Source organism: Enterocloster bolteae (genome assembly GCF_002234575.2).
Lineage (GTDB): Bacteria > Bacillota > Clostridia > Lachnospirales > Lachnospiraceae > Enterocloster > Enterocloster bolteae.
Genome location: NZ_CP022464.2, coordinates 848,253 through 870,746, shown reverse-complemented (window position 1 = coordinate 870,746; position 22,494 = coordinate 848,253). Strand labels below are relative to the sequence as shown.

General features: G+C 49.1%; 19 protein-coding genes. 1 reads left to right on the top strand and 18 read right to left on the bottom strand.

What is annotated here, in order from left to right; genetic code table 11:
- Positions 1-23: 23 nt before the first annotated feature.
- The 7 genes from CGC65_RS04125 to CGC65_RS04095 all read right to left on the bottom strand — a co-directional run bounded on the left by CGC65_RS04125 (position 24) and on the right by CGC65_RS04095 (position 7,269).
- Positions 24-683, bottom strand: coding sequence for an RraA family protein (locus tag CGC65_RS04125; RefSeq protein ID WP_002568188.1), 660 nt, complete (start codon positions 681-683; stop codon positions 24-26).
- Between the two features lies 1 nt (position 684).
- Positions 685-1,707, bottom strand: a complete 1,023-nt coding sequence (locus CGC65_RS04120) for an aldose 1-epimerase (RefSeq protein ID WP_235622203.1) — start codon at positions 1,705-1,707, stop codon at positions 685-687.
- 71 nt (positions 1,708-1,778) lie between these two features.
- Positions 1,779-2,522, bottom strand: coding sequence for an SDR family NAD(P)-dependent oxidoreductase (locus CGC65_RS04115; RefSeq protein ID WP_002568190.1), 744 nt, complete (start codon positions 2,520-2,522; stop codon positions 1,779-1,781).
- Positions 2,523-2,544: 22 nt separating this feature from the next.
- Positions 2,545-3,612, bottom strand: a complete 1,068-nt coding sequence (locus CGC65_RS04110) for a mannonate dehydratase (protein WP_002568191.1) — start codon at positions 3,610-3,612, stop codon at positions 2,545-2,547.
- Between the two features lie 23 nt (positions 3,613-3,635).
- Positions 3,636-4,652: an ABC transporter permease gene (locus tag CGC65_RS04105; RefSeq protein WP_002568192.1), complete on the bottom strand. Its 1,017-nt coding sequence runs from the start codon at positions 4,650-4,652 to the stop codon at positions 3,636-3,638.
- Entirely contained in the window at positions 4,649-6,142 is a 1,494-nt protein-coding gene (locus CGC65_RS04100) for a sugar ABC transporter ATP-binding protein (protein ID WP_002568193.1), read from the bottom strand. The genes CGC65_RS04105 and CGC65_RS04100 overlap by 4 nt, the downstream gene beginning before the upstream one ends.
- 35 nt (positions 6,143-6,177) lie before the next feature.
- Positions 6,178-7,269: a substrate-binding domain-containing protein gene (locus tag CGC65_RS04095; protein ID WP_002568194.1), complete on the bottom strand. Its 1,092-nt coding sequence runs from the start codon at positions 7,267-7,269 to the stop codon at positions 6,178-6,180.
- 181 nt (positions 7,270-7,450) lie between these two features.
- Between CGC65_RS04095 and CGC65_RS04090 the strand changes: the two genes are divergently transcribed.
- Positions 7,451-8,323 carry a helix-turn-helix transcriptional regulator gene (locus CGC65_RS04090; RefSeq protein WP_002568195.1) on the top strand — a complete coding sequence of 291 codons (873 nt, stop codon included), beginning with the start codon at positions 7,451-7,453 and terminating at the stop codon, positions 8,321-8,323.
- A gap of 90 nt (positions 8,324-8,413) precedes the next feature.
- Here the strand turns inward: CGC65_RS04090 and CGC65_RS04085 are convergent, their stop codons facing one another.
- The 11 genes from CGC65_RS04085 to CGC65_RS04035 form a co-directional block, all read right to left on the bottom strand.
- A complete protein-coding gene (locus CGC65_RS04085; protein ID WP_002568196.1) occupies positions 8,414-9,826 on the bottom strand; it encodes an oxaloacetate decarboxylase subunit alpha in 1,413 nt (470 codons plus the stop codon).
- Between the two features lie 130 nt (positions 9,827-9,956).
- The gene (locus CGC65_RS04080) at positions 9,957-11,102 is read right to left on the bottom strand and encodes a sodium ion-translocating decarboxylase subunit beta (RefSeq protein ID WP_002568197.1); all 1,146 of its coding nucleotides are present in this window, start codon (positions 11,100-11,102) and stop codon (positions 9,957-9,959) included.
- A gap of 50 nt (positions 11,103-11,152) precedes the next feature.
- On the bottom strand, positions 11,153-11,545 hold the full coding sequence (locus CGC65_RS04075; RefSeq protein ID WP_002568198.1) for a biotin/lipoyl-containing protein: 393 nt from the start codon (positions 11,543-11,545) through the stop codon (positions 11,153-11,155).
- 50 nt (positions 11,546-11,595) lie between these two features.
- Positions 11,596-12,399, bottom strand: coding sequence for an OadG family protein (locus tag CGC65_RS04070; protein WP_002568199.1), 804 nt, complete (start codon positions 12,397-12,399; stop codon positions 11,596-11,598).
- Between the two features lie 17 nt (positions 12,400-12,416).
- Entirely contained in the window at positions 12,417-13,868 is a 1,452-nt protein-coding gene (locus CGC65_RS04065) for an acyl-CoA carboxylase subunit beta (protein WP_002568200.1), read from the bottom strand.
- A gap of 255 nt (positions 13,869-14,123) precedes the next feature.
- The gene (locus tag CGC65_RS04060; RefSeq protein WP_002568201.1) at positions 14,124-15,338 is read right to left on the bottom strand and encodes an aspartate kinase; all 1,215 of its coding nucleotides are present in this window, start codon (positions 15,336-15,338) and stop codon (positions 14,124-14,126) included.
- Positions 15,339-15,470: 132 nt separating this feature from the next.
- Positions 15,471-17,201, bottom strand: a complete 1,731-nt coding sequence (locus CGC65_RS04055) for a DUF5722 domain-containing protein (RefSeq protein WP_002568202.1) — start codon at positions 17,199-17,201, stop codon at positions 15,471-15,473.
- Between the two features lie 236 nt (positions 17,202-17,437).
- Positions 17,438-18,871 (bottom strand): ATP-binding cassette domain-containing protein, encoded by a 1,434-nt coding sequence (locus tag CGC65_RS04050; RefSeq protein WP_007036633.1) that lies wholly within the window; start codon positions 18,869-18,871, stop codon positions 17,438-17,440.
- The gene (locus CGC65_RS04045) at positions 18,868-19,881 is read right to left on the bottom strand and encodes a sensor histidine kinase (RefSeq protein WP_002568204.1); all 1,014 of its coding nucleotides are present in this window, start codon (positions 19,879-19,881) and stop codon (positions 18,868-18,870) included. Before CGC65_RS04045 ends, CGC65_RS04050 begins: the two co-directional genes overlap by 4 nt.
- 12 nt (positions 19,882-19,893) lie before the next feature.
- Entirely contained in the window at positions 19,894-21,492 is a 1,599-nt protein-coding gene (locus tag CGC65_RS04040) for a response regulator transcription factor (RefSeq protein WP_002568205.1), read from the bottom strand.
- Between the two features lie 23 nt (positions 21,493-21,515).
- The gene (locus tag CGC65_RS04035) at positions 21,516-22,478 is read right to left on the bottom strand and encodes an ABC transporter permease (RefSeq protein ID WP_002568206.1); all 963 of its coding nucleotides are present in this window, start codon (positions 22,476-22,478) and stop codon (positions 21,516-21,518) included.
- Positions 22,479-22,494: the final 16 nt, after the last annotated feature.

Genomic DNA, 22,494 nt, shown 5'->3' with positions numbered 1-22,494 from the left:
ACATTGTTCCAAAAAGATAGGTACTAAAGTATACCAAAGGTAGCAAATGCCTCCGTCGCGCTCATGCCTTTCTCAATAGCCTTTCTTACGTTCTTCTCTCCTCTTGCTTTTTCAAGGGCTTTTTCAATCACATATTCAATATGCTCTGCCGGAATAACCAGAACACCGTCCACATCACCAAAGATCAAATCGCCGGACATAACGGTTACGCCTTCTATTTCGATCCGGCAGCGGTAATCCACCACCTGGGTGCGCACAGAAGAATCCTGGGCATAACATCCCCTGGAAAATACAGGCCAGTTCTGGTCCAGCACCTGAGGCGTATCCCTATGCCATCCATTGACAACTGCACCTGCCGCCCCGCGCTTTTTTGCAGTGGCCGTTAAAAGCTCTCCCCAATACGCGCAACGCATGGTGCCTCCGGCAGCCACATAAATTTCGTCCTCCTGCAAGTCATCCAGCGCCTCTGTCAAATAACCAAAGGGCTTTTTCTGCTGGCCGAATACATCAATCATTAAAACGGTCATAGCATAACCTGCCAGCTTCATATCATCCCTAAGGGGCCGGACTGCCTGGGGGAGAAACTGGTGGTATAATCCCATCTGGTCCAGTATATCCCCTACCACAGGAGTATACAGCTCTTTCTTTATAACTTCCAGCAATTCATGTTTTTTTAACACCATTTTATATCTCCTCCTTTTTAATCCAGAAGCAAAGTTCTGTTTGCCTTATCTCCCCTGCCTCAAGACAGAGAGCGCTTCCATTCTCAATGGCCTTTATTAAACCCGATGACGGGTAACTGGTCCATGGCTCCAGCGCCAGGTTATAAGTTCTTCCATACCATGGATATCCATAAGAACCACCGCATACCTGCCACATCCACATATATGGGAACAGTTTTCCGTCCCAGCTCATTCCATAACTTATGTTTTTAGTTTCATTATGTACCCGGTACCAGGCACGCTCCGGAAAACCGGTTATATAAATCATATCCGCAGTATCAGCATCCTCCTCCGGCACGTTTGAAAAATCCACTCCATTGCCGGCAGCAGGCCATTCAAACCTGGTTCCCGGCTTCAGACGCTGTGTCTCAAAATCGCGCTGATCCATGGAAAAACCCACAGTCCCATTTGTGTCAATCCGGCAGCTGCTATCCAGAAAAGGTTTTCCCACGGTGGGGTGATGGCCCCACATAAGCTCCATTGGCTCCTTTGCCAGATTGGTAAGGCTTTCCCGGATTGTGATGGCGCTTTCATCCATCTTTAAGGATATTTCCTTCTCCAGACGGAACGGGGAACGCAGGGTGGTAATGCATGCCTTAAGGACAACCTCCTCCTCAGAATCCTTTATGATCCTGCAATCCCACGGCACACTTGAAATCTCCCCGTGCATCCCCAGACAAGCGCCTTTGTAGCTGCACTCTCCTCCTCCGTTGGGAAGTATCTCCTGCCATCCTCCTGAATTATGGTCCAGGTAATTCCCCAGACTGTCCCCGGAATTAGACAGATACTCACTTCTTTTATGAAGCCCCGCCGGAGACCGCCACATAAAATCAATATCCTCCGGCTTGTACAGCATTTCCACACAGTCCATGCCCCTGTCAGCCAAAAATGTCAGCCGCAGCTTTTGATTTTCCATGACAACCGCCTTGTTGCCATCCATGATTATCTGGTCTGTGATCCTGCACCCATAATTACGGCTGTACATTGCCACTCTCCTTTCTGCGCACTTGGCAATGCCAATATGCATCCCCACTCCGCAATTCCACTTCCCAGCCTTTAATACCGCAGCAGATTTTCACTGTATCCCCCGTCCACATACAATGTGGTTCCGGTTACATAGGAGGAGGCATCAGAAGCCAGGAATACGGCAGGACCAATCAGCTCATCCGCACGGCCAACCCGTCCTATGGGAATCCATTTTTCAAAATCCATGGCCTCCACCAGTTCACGGTTCATATCCGTAAGAATGGCGCCGGGGGCCAGATTATTGACACGGATTCCATACTTGGCCAGCTCCAGGGCAGCCACCTTGGTAAACATACCTAACGATGCTTTAGCCATGCAGTAATAGCCATTTTCCCGCACCGGCACCTTCTGATGAATGGAGGTCACGTTGATGACGGATGCCCGCCCGGCCTTTTTCAAAGCCGGAAGCAGCTTCTGCAGCAGGAAATAAGGCGACTTGGTATTTACATTGTAGATGGCGTCCATTGACTCCTCCTCAGCGTTTTCAATGGCGCTGTGAGTCTCAAAACCGGCATTGTTAATCAGCACATCCAGTCTGTCCTCCCTGGACAGGAAAGGACGCAGCATTCCGTCTAACCCTTCCTGGTCTCTGAGATCGCCGTAAAGATAGTCAAATCCATTTTCCTCTGCAATCCTTCTGGTCCTGTCCTCACTGCTGCCATGAATCCATACCCTGCCGCCTGCCTGCTTCACTCCCTGTGCAATTGCAAAGCCAATTCCCCTGGTTCCTCCTGTAATCAGGACATTCTTATCCGTCAAATCAAATAACTGCATATACAGACCTCCTTTTATCTTCCTATCCTTCCAGCCCCATTAACTCCGCCCTTATAAATCCAAGAGCAAAGGCCATTCCCGCATGCCATGTATCCTGGCACTGAATCTGCGGCGTATGGTCAGGAATCAGAACACCTTCAAAGTGATTCTTTTTTAAAATCTCCAATGTTCTCTTTATATTGATATCCCCGTCATCCACAAATACTTCCGTATAATCTGGAACCTTGCCCCGTACATTCCTGACATGGGCATAGCCAATCTTTCCCTGGGAGGAATACTGCTCCAAGGCATCATAGATATTTCCATCTGTCATCTCCTGGATACTTCCCATGCAAAAGTCGATTCCATTGCATGGACTTGGAACCAGGTCCAGCACTTTCTGATACAGCTGCGGCTGGTAGACCAGGCGCGGAGTACCTCTTAAAAATGGCATAGGCGGGTCGTCCGGGTGCAGGGCCATCATTACTCCTGCCTCCTCTGCCACCGGAAGAATACGCTCCAGAAACCATTTTAGCCTATTCCACAATTCCTCGTATCCGATATCTTCTATGTATTCTCCCCGGGCATTCTCTGCATAGGTCATATTCCATATCTCACCCTTTGGAATCCTGGCATCCAGATTGAGCTGTCCGGCATGAAAACAGGTACTGATCGCTCCTCCTCTGGCCTTTTTGGTTTTTTGGTGGCCCCACACTCCAGCAAGACTGAAATTATATCCGAAACATCGTATACCTGCTTTTCCTGCATTGCGTATAATTTCCTTCAGATGCTCCATCTGTTCTTCCTTTTTAGGTCCATCCAGCAATATATCATACCAGTCCGCCGGACTGAAATTCTCAATTCCGTAAATATTAAGCCCCTTTTCCTTTGCCTGCTTCTGGAGAACCATCATGTGGTCCAGACTCCAAACAGACTCCCCTGCTCTGGCGATTCCGTAATTTTCCTTTTCATCCGTAGCTTTGACAATATCATTTTCTCCATCGTAGTAATTTGCCAGATGGATAATTACATCCGAGCATCCGCACTGTCTTGCAAAGGTAAATTCCTCATCCTTTAGCATGTAACGATATAATCCGACTCCCAGCTTCATTTCCTTCCTCCAAGCCACTCTCATTAATTATTTCTTTTTTTCGTCATGTATGTGTTAAACATAACTGCAAAAAACATCAGGGCGCCATTAATCACATACTGCATGAACTCGTTTACATTCAGCAATGTCATGGCGTTGGTGATTACACCTGTAAATAGTACGCCTATCAAAGTTCCCCATATGGTTCCAATACCGCCCAACATACTGGTACCGCCGATTACTACAGAGGATATAATCTGCGTCTCCCAGCCGCGTCCAAAGGTAAATGTGGCAGAACGGACCTGTGCGGAATTCATAATACCTGACAATACACACATCAGCTGCACCATACACATGACAAAAATCCTGGTTTTCCACACACTGATTCCATTCAAACGGGCAGCCTCCGCATTACCTCCCACTGCGTAAATTCTTCTTCCCAGGTCAGTTTTCTCTGTCAGGAACCAAAAAAACAGGAAGATTAAGATAAAGACAATGGCGGGAAAGGGTATTCCCAGAATCCTTCCGCTTCCCAAAAAGGCATACCAGGTTGGGAAGGCATTGGCGATAGGAAATCCGCCGCACACGATAGCCGCAAAACCATACATCACATTCAGGGTAGCCAGTGTGATAATGAAACTGGGCATATTAAATTTCTGTCTGGCCCATGCGTGGAACAATCCTGTCAAGAGAGCCACCAGGGTGGCTGCTGCAATTCCCACTAACGCGCCAAGCTCAATGGGCATGATTCCTGCCTCAGCAAGTCCCTTTGAGATAAATCCTGCCAGCACTCCGCTTAAGGCTACCTGGGATCCAACGGACAGGTCTATTTCACCTGAAATGATTACCAGACACATTCCGTAAGCAATGACACCCTTCATAGCCGCATTCCGCAATATGTTTAAAATATTTCCCGATTTCAGAAAGGACGGCGCCGCAATACTTACACCAATAATCAGAACCAGCAGAAGAATTTCAATCAGGTGGTCCAGAATTAAATTTTTTGTTTTTTTGCAGGAAAATAGTTCCATATGCAATGAGTCGATTTTTACAGATTTCATTCTACCTTTCCTCCCATACAATACGCGTATAATGCATCTATGGTCACATGGTCGTCCAGACACACTTCCCCAACGATTTTTCCCATATGCATAATCAGAATCCTGTGACATACCTCCACCAGTTCCTCCAGCTCTGATGACACAAAAATACTGGATATTCCTTTTCTGGACTGCTCCCACATAATCTGGAAAATCTGTTGTTTTGCTTTTACATCTATTCCTCTGGAGGGCTCATCATACATCATAATCTTGGGAGCCGTATTCAACCAGTTTCCAATAATTACCTTTTGCTGGTTGCCGCCGGAAAGAGAGCTTACCGGGGCCATCAAATCCGGAATTTTAATCTGTAAATCCCTAATCTGTCTCTCTGAAAATTCTTTTCTGGTTTTTTCATTTATCACATGGCGCTGTGTCATCTTATCCATACTGGCATAGCAGAGGTTATCACGGATGGAATGAATCAAAATCACCCCCTGCGTTTTTCTCTCTTCCGGCGTCAGCCCCAGCCCCATCTGCATCATTCCGATGGGACCGGCATTTTTGGGAGCAGTTTTCTGATCCACCAGGATTTCACCGCTGTCGTATGGGTCTGCACCAAATATACAGCGCAGCAGCTCTGTACGGCCGGACCCCAGCATTCCTGCAATTCCTAATACCTCTCCCTTTCTCAGCTGAAAGGATACGTCCTGGAACTTCCCCTTGCGGGTAAGATGTTTTACATCCATTATGATGCCATCCTGCACCTTAAGGTCTCCGGGTCTTTCCTTGATTTCCACATCACCGAACATCATAGTAATGATATCCTTGTGCTGCAGCGAACTGATTGGCTCTGTTCCTATGTATTTTCCATCCCGCAGCACTGTAACGCTGTCTGCAATCTCCCACAGCTCCTGTAATCTGTGGGAGATGTAGATAATGATTACATCCTGCTTTTTTAACATCCGTATTGCCTCAAACAGCTTCTGGGTTTCATTGGCGGCCAGAGCCGATGTGGGCTCATCCAGCATAAGCACCTTCGGTTTAAAGCTCATGGCCTTGGTGATTTCCACCACCTGGCACTGCCACATACTGAGCCTGAACACCTTTTCATGGGGGTCAATATCTACGCCCATTGCATGCAGCAGCTCTCCTGCCATCTGATATGTCCTCTTCCAGTCTACCAGACGTCCCTTCTTTGGAAGACGTCCCAAAAAAATATTTTCCGCCACTGAGAGATGGGGAACCAGACTCAGCTCCTGATATACAGTGGCGATTCCCTTGTTCAGTGCTTCCACCGGTGTACTGAAATGCAATTCCTCTTCATCCAGATAAAAATGTCCGCTTGTGGGCTGAATGGCGCCTGCAAATACTTTAACCAGGGTTGATTTTCCCGACCCGTTCTTTCCGATAAAGGCATGGACTTTTCCGCTGTCAAAGGATACGGTGACATCATCCAATGCTCTTGTTCCCGGATAATCCTTTATAATCCCTTCCGTTCTCAAAATGCTCATGGCATACTCCTTATTCTTACCGGTAACGAACTCAGCTACATTTTGGATTTAAGGTCTGACATAAAATCATCCAGCTGCTTTGTATCGCCGCGTCTTAACGGTATACCTTCCACAATTACTGTCTTTCCCTGGTCCGCCACATCCTTTCCTTCAATGGACTGGACCAGAGTCTCAACCGTCTTATATCCAATCTGAAACGGATCCTGTCCTGTGACGGCCTGAAGAATATCATTATCTGCTTTCAGCAAATCCACAATCTGCTCAGACGCGTCAGTACCGAATACAAAGGTCTTGCCTGCCTGTCCTGCATTTTCCACTGCCATAACAGCACCGATGGTTCCGCCGTCGTTGGCAGCAAACATGATATCAATATCCGGGTTGGCGGCCAGCATGTCTCCTGCTTTTGCAATGGCTGTATCCTGGAGCCATGCATCCTGGTTGGAAACAATCTCATAGTTTACCCCGCCCTCATCCAGGGCAGCAAGGAAGCCGTTGACCCTCTCTGCTGAGGTTTCTGGAATTTGTGTCTTAAACTGAAGGATTCCCAGCTCGATTTTCTCATCCCCGTATTTTTCCTTAATAAAGTCTACTGCAATCTCGCCAGTCTGTTTACAAAAGGCATAATTATCCGAGGTATAGGCTGCTATGGAAAAAGGGTATGAGTCCATGGCCGTATTGGCCACACAGATTTTGACCCCTTTATCGCTTGAAACCTTAAGTGCCTCCGGAGAAATGGTTGCGGACAGAGGGGAGATGGCGATGCCGGCAACTCCTTGTGCTGTATATGTATTTACCAGCTCAGTTTCCTTCATCTGATCATTTGTGACATTGGAAAGCTGGATTTCATACCCCAGATCCTTTGCAGCCGCCTCATATCCAGCCGACATCAGCTTAAAAAACTGATCTTCCTGGAACACAATACCTGCAATTGACTTCCCTGCACCAGACGTATCTGTCTGCTCTTCCCCTTCTCCGGCCTTCTCTTTCTGACCTTTCTCTTCCTGGCTTGTCCCCTGGGCCACGGTTGTTCCTCCTGTTGTCTTGGATGCTCCGTCTCCATCCATGCTGCATGCACCCAATACACCGGCCATTCCTAATATCATTGCTGCTAACGCTATCTTCTTCATAAAGCTTGCCTCCTAATATCATTACATAGTTTTTGTTTTCATTTAAATGAGCTCATTCATTTATGTTCTTACTATATCTTATTTTATTCCCCAAATCTTCTTTACTTTTGATATTTATTGTTTTATATTGATATTTAGACAAAAACAACTGGATATTCAGGCAGGGAGAGGAACTATTCTTATGCAAATTTCAGCTAAAAATGTAAATACTCCATCTGTATTCCCCATTGATTGCGAGGTCTATTACTCAATCCGTACACTGATTGATGCAAATGAATACCCGCAGGTCCATGATTTTTATGAAATCATACTAGTGACTGAGAATTCACTGGATATTTTGTTAAATAATGACCGAATCAAACTTGGGCATGGAAATCTGCTTCTTATCCGTCCCGGTGATATCCACACCAAAATACAGACCGGGGACTCTGTACATATTAATCTGGCCTTTCCGGCTTATACGGTAAATTCTCTTTTTGGTTATCTTTATAACTCTCAGGCCCCGCGCAAAGAACTGTTTGCTGGTTCCCACTCCCCGATTGTCCGGTTAAGCACCATTGACACGCTGATGATCCAAAATCGTTTGTCCTTTCTTAACCAGCTGTCATCTTCTGATATGGAGGAAAAAAACACCCATCTCAGAGCAATCCTTATTGACATTATGTATTCCTATATCATTCCTGAATTGGAAAAACAAAAAAGGTCCTCGGATGCCTCCAATCTGCCGGCCTGGCTTGTTCCTGCCCTGGAGGGATTATCCAATCCCAAAAACCTGACCATGGGGATGGATTATCTTGTCCGCCAGACACAGCGTTCCCCGGAACACATCTGCAGAATGTTCCGTAAGCATCTGGGAATCACCCCCTCTGCCTACATCAACGGAAAACGGCTTAACTATGCTGCTAATCTTCTGATACACACAGATATGGAGATTGTAGACGTAATATATGAAAGCGGCTTTCAGAGCATCAATTATTTTTATCATCTGTTTAAAAAAGAGTACGGCATCTCCCCTGTAAAGTACAAAAAGATCCATCTGGTCCAGAAACTTTAGAACCTGTTCCCGCCGGGCACGCAAAAAGGCAGCCTCCACATCTGCAACTGATATGGAGACTGCCTTCTTTTATTTCATCTATAACTGCAATTAGACCGGATAAGCCTTGCTGTCCTTGTCGGCAGCACTGCTGTCCACCTTGGTCTGCTGGGCAGCCCTGTACTCGAAGAAATCCTTGGCCACTGCCGGGAACAGCGCATAGCTGAGAACATCCTCATCCTGCTGCTTCCACTGCGCGCATTCCTTCTCAAACTGAGGAAGCTGTGGAGCAATCAGGTCGGCAGGACGGCAGGTAATGGGTGTCTCGTCGCCGATAATCTTTTTCTGCACTTCCGGATTAAAGGGCTTAACTGTCTGGCCGAATTCACCAAGCATGATTTTCTTGGATTCCTTCGGAACCATCTTATAGCGCTCGCCCATGATAACGTTCATAACAGCCTGTGTACCCACAATCTGGGATGACGGTGTAACTAACGGAGGCTCGCCGAAGTCCTTACGCACTCTCGGAATCTCCTCCAGAACCTGGCGGTACTTGTCTTCCTGTCCGGCCTCTTTTAACTGGCTTACCAGGTTGGACAGCATTCCGCCCGGCACCTGATACTGAAGGGTCTTGATATTAACTCCCAGAACCTTCGGGTTCAGAAGGCCGCTCTTAAGGGCCTGCTCACGTATGGGCTGGAAATGGTCTGCAATCTCAGCCAGCAGTGTCTGGTCATAGCCGGTGTCATATGGGGTGCCGCGGAAGGTCTCCACCATAACCTCAGTGGCCGGCTGGCTGGTTCCCAGAGCCAGAGGCGACATGGCGCAGTCGATGATTTCACATCCTGCCTCTACTGCCTTTAAATAAGTCATGGAAGCAACGCCTGATGTGTAGTGGGTATGCAGGTCGATAGGAAGGCTTGTTCCTTCCTTCAGAGCCTGTACCAGCTCTGCTGCCGCGTATGGTGTCAGCAGACCTGCCATATCCTTGATACACAGGGAGTCAGCGCCCATGTCCTCAATTCTCTTTGCAATATCCTTCCAGTAATCCAGTGTATAGGCATCGCCCAGAGTATAGCACAGCGCAATCTGAGCATGTCCTTTTTCTCTGTTGGTGGCTTTTACAGCTGTCTCCAGGTTGCGGATATCGTTCAGACAGTCAAAGATACGGATGATGTCAATACCGTTGGAAATGGACTTCTGTACAAAGTACTCCACTACATCATCTGCATAGTGGTTATATCCCAGGATATTCTGTCCGCGGAACAGCATCTGCAGCTTGGTGTTCTTAAATCCGTCTCTCAGTTTCCTCAGTCTCTCCCATGGATCTTCCTTCAGGAAACGGAGGCAGGAATCAAAGGTAGCGCCGCCCCAGCACTCAACCGCATGGTAGCCTACCTTGTCCATCTTATCAATAATGGGCAGCATCTGCTCTGTGGACATTCTGGTTGCGAGCAAAGACTGGTGGGCGTCACGAAGGACGGTTTCCACAATCTTCACTGGCCTCTTTTCTATCTCTGCCATAGTTATAATCCTCCTCGTTATGAGCATTTGGCGCCGTCTTTAAGGCGCTTGTGCGATACATGCCGCCCGCGCCCGTCCGGTGCTTTCACAGGCCAGGCGAAACGGCTGTCATTGTCAATATATTATGCCATTATACCCCAAATATTGCCATGAAGGTACCGGCCGCAACTGCGGTGCCGATAACGCCTGCAACGTTTGGTCCCATTGCGTGCATCAGCAGGAAATTGGTCGGGTCTGCTTCTGCTCCCACCTTCTGGGATACACGGGCCGCCATAGGAACTGCGGACACGCCGGCAGAACCAATAAGCGGATTGATTTTTCCTCCTGTAATCTTGCAGAGGAGCTTGCCTAAAAGCACACCGCCGATGGTGCCGAAGATAAATGCGGTCAGGCCCAGGGCAACAATCTTGATGGTGGTTACATTTAAGAATGCATCTGCGCTGGTGGTGGCGCCTACGGAAGTCCCCAGCAGGATAACCACAATATACATCAGGGCATTGCTTGCCGTATCAGCCAGCTGCTTCACAACGCCGCTCTCACGGAACAGGTTGCCTAACATCAGCATTCCTACCAGAGGTGCTGTGGATGGCAGGATCAGGCATACAACGATGGTTACGATGATGGGGAACAGAATCTTCTCCAGCTTGGATACAGGACGAAGCTGTTCCATCTTAATCTTACGCTCTTTCTCAGTTGTCAGAAGCTTCATAAATGGCGGCTGGATAATTGGAACCAGCGCCATGTAGGAGTAAGCCGCAACCGCGATAGGTCCCATGATCTGGGTCTGTCCCAGCTTACTGCACAGGAACAGGGATGTAGGGCCGTCCGCACCGCCGATGATGGAGATGGCTGCTGATTCCTTGCCGGAGAACCCTAACAGGATGGCGAAGAAATAAGCAGAGTAGATACCCAGCTGTGCGGCAGCTCCCATAAGGAAGCTGATTGGGTTTGCGATAAGGGGGCCAAAGTCTGTCATGGCTCCAACGCCCAGGAAGATAAGGGAGGGCAAAATGCTCCACTCATCCAGCTGGAAAAAGTACCACAGAAGTCCGCCTGTTCCGTTGGACGTCTGTTCCGGAGAATACATGATATCCGGATAAATATTAACCAGCAGCATACCGAATGCAATCGGAATCAGCAGCAGGGGTTCAAATCCCTTCCTGATAGCAAGGTATAAGAACACCAGGGCCACTACGATCATTACATAGTTGCCTGCTCCCAGATGGAAAAACGCCATCTGGTTCAGCAGGTTGTTAATTATATTGCCAAAATCCATAATGTTCCCTCCATAATGAATCCCACATTGCTATGGGCTCATCTCTATAATTAGTTCAGAGTAGCTAATACCGCGCCAGATTCAACGGAATCGCCGGTGGACGCATTAATGCTGGCAATGGTTCCATCCTGAGGAGCCACGATGTCATTTTCCATCTTCATGGCTTCCAGAACCAGGATTACGTCACCCTTCTTCACAGCCTGTCCTACCGCTGCCTTAACAGCCACTACCTTGCCAGGCATAGGTGCGGATACGCTGACAGAACCTGCTGCACCTGCCGGAGCTGCTGCAGGAGCAGGAGCTGCTGCGGGGGCCGGGGCTGGTGCAGCCGGAGCTGCTGGTGCTGCCGGGGCTGCCGGGGCTGCTGCAATGCCGGATACAGCGCCTTCTTCTACGGTTACTGCATATGCTTTACCATTAACTGTGATTGTATAATTCTTCATGATTTCAATTCCTCCTGAATGAAAATAGTTATGGAACGTTTCCCGTCCTCTTATCTGCCTTTAGACCTCTGTACACGGCGGATGGAACGAACCACCAGTCCGTTAGAAGAAGTTCCCTCATATGCTGCAATGGCTGCCGAAATCACTGCCACCAGCTCGGCGTCGCCCATCAGGTCTTCGCCTGCCGCAGGTACAGGTGCTGCCGCCTTAACCGGTGCTGGTGCAACTGGTGCTGCCTTTTCCTTCTGGCCTGTCTCCCACTTGTGGATAAACTTAAAGCAGGCAATCAGCAGGCTGATGAATATAAGGACCGCGAACACGGTGCCGATACCGATTACCGCATATACGGTAGCTGTTTCCATCAGCTGCCCGATGGTCTTGCCCTCTTCTTCATTTGAAGCAAGCTCAGTGAATTCCGCATCAACTATCTGCTGGGAAATCATATTCAGATTCATGACATACTGCATGGAACCTTCGGTGAATGCAACAGGCAGCATAACGGTATAGGTACCATCTGCCATCTGTACCACGCTTGCGTCTTCAATGTCAATGCTTCTGACTTCCCCCAGTTCCTTCCTTGCATTAATCTGCTCTTCACAGATGGCTGCCATAACTGCATTACCCTGGGCTTCCGACATGACCTTCTGTGCAATCAGCCCATCCGTGCTGACGCCCAGAGACTGGACCGCTGTCAGCTTGGCATACTCTGCCATCATATCATCTACAGGAGTTCCGTCCGTGGCAATCCGGGGAGCTGTCCCGGCTTCATCCTGTTTTGCTGAGCAGGCTGACAGGCTCAACAGGCAGGCGGCCATCAGAACTGCTGCTGCCACTCGTTTCATTAATCGTCTCATATACCTGTCACCTCTCTTTAAACCGTGCCATGCTTCTTAGACGGACGGTCCTCTCTCTTTGTGAACAGCATTTCAAAGGCTGCGATTACCCTCTGACGGGTCTCCCCTGCCTTAATTATGTCATCTACATATCCTCTCTTGGCTGCTGCTACAGCGCTGGACTGAAGTGCGGTGTACTCTGCTGTCTTTTCATTGATGAGTGCGGCGGCATCACCGGATGCGGCGATTTCCTTTGCATACATAATCTTCACTGCCTCAGACGGATTCATCATACCGATGACAGCACCAGGCCATGCATATACCACGTCAGCGCCGATGGACTTGCTGCCCATGGTCAGGTATGCGCTTCCGAATGCTTCCTTAACAATTACTGTTACCTTGGGAACGCTGGCATTGGCATAAGCATAGGTAAGGCGTGCGGCTGCCTTTGCAATCCTTCTCTCGCTGCACATCTTGGCCTTGTAGCCCTTTACGTTCACCAGTGTGAGTACAGGAATATTGAATGCGTCGCAGAAATGAATGAAATCAGTTGCCTTGTCGCAGCCCTTGCCGGACAGGACAGGCTCAAATGTTTCCTTCTTCTCTCCGTTCTCATAGATTTCCGTGCGGTTAGCCACGCATCCGATGGTTGTCCCGTTCAGGCGGATGAAACCGGTCACCATGGAAGGTTCATAATTCTTCTTAACCTCCATGAAGAAGCTGTTATCGGATATCAGTGTCAGGGCCAGAGCCGTGTCACCAGTGCATCCCTCGATATTATCGCAGATACGGTTTAAGTCATCCTGGCACTCTCCGTATGACATATCATCCTCGTTGTTGGCCGGAAGGATGGAAACCAGGGCGCGGATCTGAGCGATAATGGACGCCTCATCTCCTGTGAAGTCTGCCAGTCCGGATTCCCTGCTCTGGAAATCTGCGCTGGAGGTATCACACTTCTCTTTATAATTGCCGTCAATGGCGTTAGGTGAATTAACAAACAGTTTGCCGGACTTCTCTTCCATGAAGGTGAAATCTGTGATGCCGGCAGATACTGCCATGCCGCCGCCGCAGGTTCCAAAGATTGCTGTTATCTGAGGAATCACGCCGGAAGCCATGGTCTGGCTTAAGTACAGCTTGCCGAAGCCGTCCAGGGCATCGGTCGCCTCCTGAAGACGCAGACCTGCACAGTCTACCAAACCGATTACAGGTGCTCCCATCTTCATAGCCATGGAATAGATGTTGCAGATTTTCTTTGCATGCATTTCGCCCATGGAGCCGCCTAATACAGACGCATCCTGGCTGTATACATACACCAGGCATCCGCCGATGGTACCGTAGCCGGTAACCACACCGTCAGCGGGGGTCTCCTGCTCAGTCATGTTAAAGTCAGTGCTTCTGGCCGTTATATAGGCTCCGACTTCAACAAAACTGTTCTCATCAAGCAGGGCTGCTATGCGGCTGCTTGCTGAAGTTTGTGCTGAATTACTCATTTTCCAGTCCTCCATCATTCATAAGTTTAACAATATCTAAGCAACGGAAAACCCATTCTCAGGCCCGTCGCAAAAAAAAGCAGAAATATTGCCACATACAATTATAATAATAAATTTGTCAAATAGCAAGCTCTTTTCCACTAAAAAGGTGAAAATATTAACGAAATTCAAGATTCGTAAATACGAAAAGAGCTGTGGCTTTCACGAAATATGTGAACCGCCGCAACTCTTTTTTGTCACAAACCCATTATTTACTTAACCCATGGAAAAAAACTTGTCATGAATGACCTGTACGGCCTTTTCCGCATCCTTTTCATCCACCAGTACGGATATCTTAATCTCGCTGGTGGATATCATGTTGATATTAATGTTGGCGTCGTAGAGAGCCTCAAACAAGGTGGCAGCCACGCCAGGATGATTAATCATACCCGCTCCCACCACGGAAACCTTGGCAATATGGCTGTTGGTCTCCAGATGGCCAAAGCCAATGGACTCCTGATGCTCCTTCAGGAGCACGGAAGCCGCCTCCAGGTCGGACTGGGCAACGGTAAAGCATATGTCCTTGCCCTCCTCATGGCCGATTCCCTGTAATATGATGTCCACGTTAATGTGGTTCTGGGCCAGCAGGGAAAACACCTTAAAGGATGTGCCAATCTCATTGGGCACCCCTATCAGGGCAATCCTTGCGATATTAACATTCTTAGCCACACTGCTGATATATGATTTCTCCATGCGTTTTGCAACCTCCTTCACCTTTGTACCCGGATGCCCTGTAAAGCTTGAGAGCACCTCCAGCTTCACATTATATTTCTTTGCCATCTCCACGGAACGGTTGTGGAGCACCTGGGCCCCCAGGGTAGCCAGCTCCAGCATCTCATTGTAGGTGACCTCATCCAGCTTCCTTGCGTCCTTCACGATTCTGGGGTCAGCCGTATATACCCCGTCCACATCCGTGTATATCTGGCACAGGTCCGCCCGAAGGGAGGCAGCCAGCGCAACCGCGGACGTGTCAGATCCGCCTCTGCCAAGGGTGGTGATATCCTCATAGCGGTTGATTCCCTGGAATCCCGTGACAATCACGATTTTCTTCTGATTCAGCTCTGTCTCGATGCGCTCCGTATCTACCTTCTTGATTCTGGCATTCCTGGCCACGGTATTGGTAACCATTCCCGCCTGCCATCCGGTCAGGGAAATAACCGGATATCCCAGCGCCTCCACTGCCATGGCGCAGAGGGCCACGGACATCTGCTCCCCGGTGGACAAGAGCATATCCATCTCCCGGTTGGAGGCAAGGGGATTGATCTCATTTGCCTTCTCAATCAGCTCGTCGGTGGTATCCCCCTGGGCAGACAGCACTGCCACTACCTGGTTGCCGGCTTTGTATGTATCCGTGATAATTTCAGCCACATGGCGCAGCCGGGCGGCGTCAGCCACAGAGGTTCCTCCGAATTTCTGTACAATTAAGCCCATATGTTATTCCTTTCGTCCATACATTGTATCCCGCCAAAAAGCGGCGGCCCCAAAGGCCGCCGCCAGCAAGCGCTTATATTTAAATATTTTACACGCTGGATTTTGTTTGTCAACTGAATCCGGCCTTAACTGTTATTTCTCCAGGTTCTTCCACTTAAAGTTGGGAACCACATCCGACCACTTGCTGATGCCGATGATTGGCTTTGCAAATTCAGTGGCCTCCAGGGTGGCGTTCTTCTTGTCGATATCCCGGAATACCTGCCATATCTTCTTGCGCTTGGTAGCCACAATCAGATTAGGCTGGTTCATGTCGCACTCCCACAGACCGAATTTTAATCCGTCCTTTGCCTCGGAGGGCGCGTCTACCTGACGGCTGACCGTGTAGGCGTCAATATATGGGTTGCTGTCCACCAGGTAATAGGAGTAAGCATAGGCCGCCGCCTGAATCTCCGGAATGTTTCCCCTGGTAGGGCTGTAGGATGTGAAGCCCTGCTCCGTAAGGATGATGTGGCGCACATTGCCTGCGGGCGCCCTCAGGGTATCCTGTACAAAGTAATCTGTCAGCACGTTCAGATTGGCAAAATTGATGACCGGTGAGTTAAAGTCATTTGTGAACAGCCCTGTGGACTGCGGATCATCCCAGAATTCCGGCTCTGTCATGGGGCATGGATATGGATGGTAGGCCAGACCCCAGTCCATCTGTCCCTGGGTGTTGGCTATGGAGTTAAAGCTGTCCACAATCTCCTTGCCTCCGTACTTAAGCTTGCCGTCAATCTCGTTCATCCAGTTATAGTCCAGTGAAAAATATACCCGGTCGTTGGCATTGGTGCTCTTGATAGCTGTGTAGATGACCCGGAATGCCTTCTGGTATGCCTTCACATAATTCGTCAGGTCCATGGGCCCCATGTAATTCCACTGCTGGTTGTTAATCTCGTTGCCGATAATCCAGTTTGACACCTTGCCGTAATTAGGATTGTCGCCGCTGTAATGCTGGGCCAGGAAGGACGCGATTGCCTTGGTCTGGTCAAATCCGGCCTCGGTCTCCGCGTTGAACATGTAATAAAATGCATTGGAATTCTTCTGTGTGCCCGGATACACCAAATCCGGCGTATTGGGATTCCAGTCATTAAGCAGGATAACCGTAACCGTCATCCCCTTGTTGGACAGCGCGCTGATGGTCTTGTCATAAGCGTCTACCACGCCTTTGTTAAAATGGTACGTCTTTCCGTCATACTGGTAATCAATTCCGGTTCCCATAATCTGGGAAAATGCGATATTGGTGGTCACATGCTTCACGCCCAGGTCAAAGGCGTCGCTGAGCATGTCAATCTCAATCACAAGACCCTTCTTAGTCAGAGGGTCATTAAAAGGCGTCTGGTTCTTAGCAATCAGCTCCGGATTGGTTATGTAGTGGGGCTGGCTGACCTTGATGAACTTAGTTCCGTCAAATACAGCCAGGACAAACCGGCTATAAAGCTTATCCTGCGGTGTGCCCAGGTTCAAGGGCACGCTTACCGAGGCAGCACTTAAGGCAGGTGAGGAAGCAATAAAATTGCTGCGGCTTCCCAGCTCTTCCTCGTAAGGCTGCATCTCAAAGACGTAGATGTTTCCGTCTGTTCCCGTCACATCCCCGCTGCTGGAAAATCCAATCTCAACGTTCTGTTTATCTCCTGAAATCTTACAGGAGGTAATCTGGCCTGCCACTCCCGGCGTGAATACCTGGGCTTCTGCCTGGGCGCCTGCCTGACTCTCCGCCTGAGCTGCGGCCCCAAAGGCCGTAAAACTTCCCAGGAACGCCGCACCGCACAGCAGGGCCGCCGCCAGGGTCAGGGCCTTACCTCCTTTAACGAATGGTTTCTTCATTTATGAATTCCTCCCAACTTTCTCCAAAATAGGATACATGATACATCATACATAAATAAGTTTACTTTTTCAATGAACTTTTTATTACATGTCTCTTAATTATATGAACAGGAATCATACCTTCCCGCTGTGTTCCAAAACGCCTGCAGCATCACTATATCTGAGTCAGATAGATTGCCGTAAGAGTATCAGGAAACAAAAAAATGCAGAAAAACAGGGAAGGCTGCCTGTATGTGCTACTTACAGGAAACCTTCCCTTCCGCTAATTCATAGAGCCTGTCGCACACGGACGACAGTTCGCTTTCATTGGGGGAACAGTATACAACACCGATTCCCCTGCCCTTTGCAAATTCCAGAAATTCCCTGACCGAATTTCTCATCAATATGTCCGTACCCGAAAACAGATTATCTATGACAATCAGTCTTGCCTTGGCTATAATCCACTTATACAAAGCCACATTCAGCTGGCACCTGTGGCTCAGAGTCTCAATGGGCCGTTTCAGATCTTCCTCCCGGATATCCAGCAGCGCCAGATAATCACAGGCAACCGCCTGTTCCAGCTTCTCCCGTACCCCCACTCCGGGAGCAAAGTATTCCAAACCGGCAATGGTCAGGTTCTCGGCCACATCCAGCTTTGGAAAAAGACTCTTCTTGTAATCCTCAATATATCCAAAACCGTATCTGACCATGTTCTTTCTTCCACCTGCCAGCTCCACCTGACGGCCAGCCAGCCACGCGCTTCCTGATTCCACCTTGAGCTCCCCGCTGAGAAGGCGTACGATTTCCCGGCAGTATGTGTCATCCGGATGGATGAAACCCACCACCTCGCCGGGACACACATGAAAGCTCACATCCCGCAGTTCCGTGGCCCGCACCTCCCGCACAGACAGAAGCATACCGCGCCCTCCGGGTTCTGCCTGGGACCGGATGATTTCCCGCCCCACCTTCCGGTTCTCACCGATTATAATACGGTCGATCATCTGCCGGTCAAATTCCTCCCGGTACAATACGGCTGCCAGCCGTCCCTTTCTCAGGACAGCCAGACGGTCCGCTGCGTCCAGCATGATCTCCGGCCTTGTATCTATCCACAATATGGATATTCCCTTCTCTTTCAGACGTATGACCAGCCTCTTCATATACTCGGTTTCCTTCTGTGTATAATCCCTTGCAATCCCGTCCAGTATCAGTACCTTCATGCCGGCACAGAAGGCCCTGCATATTTCTATGGTATGGCGCTCCATCAGACTCAGACTGGCCACCGGGGCCTGAAGCCTGCAATCAACCTCCAATGCTTTAAGTGTCTCCCTCATGCGGATGATTCCCTGCCTGGCCGGAAAGGACATACAGCTCTGTTTCTGCAGCAGGCACAGATTTTCCTCCACAGAAATATCATTGATGACCGATGTCCTATACCGCACACAGAAAATTCCGGCAGTCTGGGCCTGGCTGATGGATGTAAATACAGCCGGTCTGCCGTCCACATACATCCTTCCCCTGCCTTTTGACGTCCTGCCGCTGATGATATCCGCCAGCACGGATTTGCCGCTTCCGCTGAGACCTGCAACGCAAAGCAGCTCCCCCTGGTACAGGGAAAGACTGATGTCCTCCAGGGCCTTTATATCTCCATAGGTCTTTTTCACCTCATCCAGCCGTATCTTTTCTATCCTCATGACTCACCGCCCTTTGAATCCGCGGCTGCTGGAAGAATGATTTCCACAATAGTGCCTATGCCCGCCGTACTGTACACCTTGATTCCATAATCATCCCCGTAGTAGAATTTAATCCTCTGGTTCACGTTGGGAAGGGCGATTCCGGTATTTCCCCGCTTTTTTAAGTCTCTGTCCTGTTCATAGATAAACCTGCCTTTGGACAGCCTTTCCCTGAGACTGTCCATCTGCTGTTCCGTCATGCCCATTCCGTTGTCGGCAATGCGGATAATAAAGCGTTCCTGTGTACTATAGGCGTACACACTGACCTGTCCCCCTCCTACCTTTGTCTCCAGTCCGTGATGGATGGCATTCTCAATCACGGGCTGTATGGTAAGCACGGGAAGCTTGTACTGCAGAAGTTCCTCATCCTCTATTCTCTGCTGATACTTGAATTTCCCCGGAAAGCGGTATCCCTGGATCACCAGATAATTCTTCACATTATCCAGTTCATCTTTAAGAGTAGCCATCTCGCCCGGCCTGCTTATGCTGTATCGGAACAGCATGGACAGCGACTCTGCCATCTGGGCTATGTCCTCCGAATCCCGTATGATGGCCATGCTGCGTATGGTATCCAGGGTATTGTAAAGGAAATGGGGATTAATCTGGCTTTGCAGGGCATGAATCTCCGCCTGGGATGCCAGCATCTGGGAGGTGTATTCATTTTCCACTGACTGCTTTACATATTGAATCAGACGGTGTATGGGCCTTCCCCCTTCTAAATCCGCCATATGGCGCTCAGGCTGCGCAATCATCTCAGAAATCTTCTCAATCTCCCTCAGCGGTCCCAGAAACCGGATACAGAACACCGCCAGCATCACTGCCTGATATAGAAAGAACAGGACCACCACAAAAATTCCTGTCCTGGTCCTTAACAGGCCAAAAAACAGGAAAAGAAACAGCAGAACCACAAATATACGGTCTGCCAGCAGCAAATAAAAATAAGAACGGTTGGTCTGCAGCTTGCTCATCATAGGCACCATCCATCAAACATAGAATCTGCGGTATTCTGTTGGTTTCACACCGGTCATCTTGGAAAAAAGCTTGCTGAAATGCCGTTCATCCTGATATCCCACCATACAGGCAATCTCTCCGATGGTCCTCTCAGGATTTCTGAGCATTTCCTTTGCCTTGTCAATACGGACATCTATCAGATACTGGGTAAGAGTCTGTCCTGTCTCCTTCTTGAACATGGCGCTGAGATAAGCGGGATTCAGGAACACGATGTCTGCTATATCGTTCAGCGTAATGTTCTCGCTGTAATGCTCTCCGATATACTCCTTAATCATCCGCACCGGACGGCTTCCCATGCCGTCCTTCTGTCTCTGGCACAGCTCGCAGCTCACACTGACGTAATCCGCCCACACCAGCTTCAGCTGATTCAAAGTAGTACAGTTTTCCAGGCGCCTGATATAAGGCTCTGCATCAGGAATCTCATAGTCCTTCATGATATCCGAAAATACAAGACCGGTCCTCTCAAGCATCTCCTCCAAAAGGCCGTAAAGCCTGTAATACCGGTACTGCCCCTCCACCGCCCTGTTCATGGCCTCCTCGCCAATAAGTACAAGCTTTCCGGCCGCCAGAAGAGGGACCTGCCGTTCCATCTTCACCTCAAACTCTTTGGGAAGGGGATAAGAATCCTTCTTATAATTCTCCGGCAGGCGGTCATAGCGGATTATATTTCCCACTCCCAGGTCAATACGCAGCATTACGGACTTAACGGCCGTTTCCAGGGAATCCGGCAGATGTTCCAGGGATGAAACCCGGCTGCCGATTCCCACCGTCATCTCAAACAGATCGTTTTTATATTCCGTACGTTCCAGCATCTCCCCCAGCTCGGAACAGATATGGTCCAGGGCAGGTTCTCCGCCATCGTAGTTCAGGCAGATATAGCCCCAGGACCGGCTGATGATGAATTCGGTTTCATGACAGCAGGCCTTAAGCTTTCTCATGATTTTAGCAGTTATGGTTTCAACCGCCTGTTCAGGCACCTGGTATTCGGAATCCGACACGCAGTCCAGCTTGACTGCCGCCACGGTAAAGAAGCTGCCTCTGTAATCAAAAATATCCTTAACCTTCCCGGTCCCAAGGGCCTGCCTGAACAGCTCCCCGTCCCCCGTCAGAAGGTTCTGCAAAAGGTTCTTCCGCAGTATCCCATTGTTGGATGCCAGCCTGTCCTCCATAAGGTTGAACTGCATCTGCTGTTCTCTCCTGCTGGCCCTCTGGCTTTCCAGCTTGGCCAGGACATCATTCAGCTCATCCTTCTTAATGGGCTTTAACAAATAATCTGATACACCATACTGAATCGCGCTTCTGGCGTACTCGAATTCACTGTATCCGCTGATAATTACGAACTCCACGGGAATCTGTTCTTCCCTCACATGCCGTATGAGATCCATTCCGTTCATTCCCGGCATCCTGATATCGGTTATCACCACGTCTGGTTTCAGCTGGCGCACCATTTCCAGGGCAGTAATTCCGTCCCCTGCTTCCCCTGCGATTTCCACATCTGTCTTTTGGCGGTCAATCAGGCTTTTTATCAGCAAAATAATATTAATCTCATCGTCAGCAATCAAAACCTTCAACAGACTCGTCCCTCCCCAGACTATTATCCATTCCTGGCCGCCCGGGTGGATGCATATCCATCCAGCGCCACTGCAAACAGGATGAAGATACCGATGACCACCTGATGCCAGAAGGTATTAACATTCAGCAGGCTCAGACCATTTTTAATGGTTGCCATGAGAATCGCCCCAAAGGCAGTGCCCACCATATTCCCCTTTCCTCCCGACATGCTGGTCCCGCCAATGACAGTAGCTGCAATGGCGTCCATTTCATACGCATTTCCGGCCTCCGGTACAGCGGCCTCGCTCCTGGATGCCAGTATCACGCCAACAATGGCGCAGAGCACCCCGCTCAGCATGAAAACAAGAATCTTTATTTTATCCACATTGATTCCCACCAGCTTGGCTGCGTCCTCATTGCTTCCAATGGAAACTGTGTATCTTCCAAACTTTGTCTTATAGAAAAGATAATAACACACCAATAGGATAATCAGGGTGAGAATAATTGGAAACGGAATGACCCCGATATATCCCTGACCCACAAACTGGATTTCCGGATACTTGAGACCGTAGAGCGGTATTCCTTTTGTATACACATAAATCAGGCCCCTCAGTATGCTCATGGTTCCAAGGGTAGCGATAAAGTACGCAATCCTGAGCTTGGTCACCAGAAGGCCGTTAACCAGGCCGATGAATGCCCCTAACAGGATTACCACGCCTATCGCCAGATAAATATTGTAACCGCCCAGTATCATGGCAGCCAGGACCATACCGCTGATTCCTACCGTGGATCCGACGGACAGGTCGATTCCTCCCAGCGAGATGACAAAGGTCATTGCAAAGGCCACGATAGCCGTGTAAACCGCCTGCCGTATTCCAATCATGATATTGGAGAATTTCAGGAAATTGGGACATGCAATGCTGAGTCCGATGAACACCACCAGATACATGCCTATGATTCCTACCCCGTTTACATTGAGTACATTTTTTAATGCTTTACTTTTCATATGCCCTCCATTATAT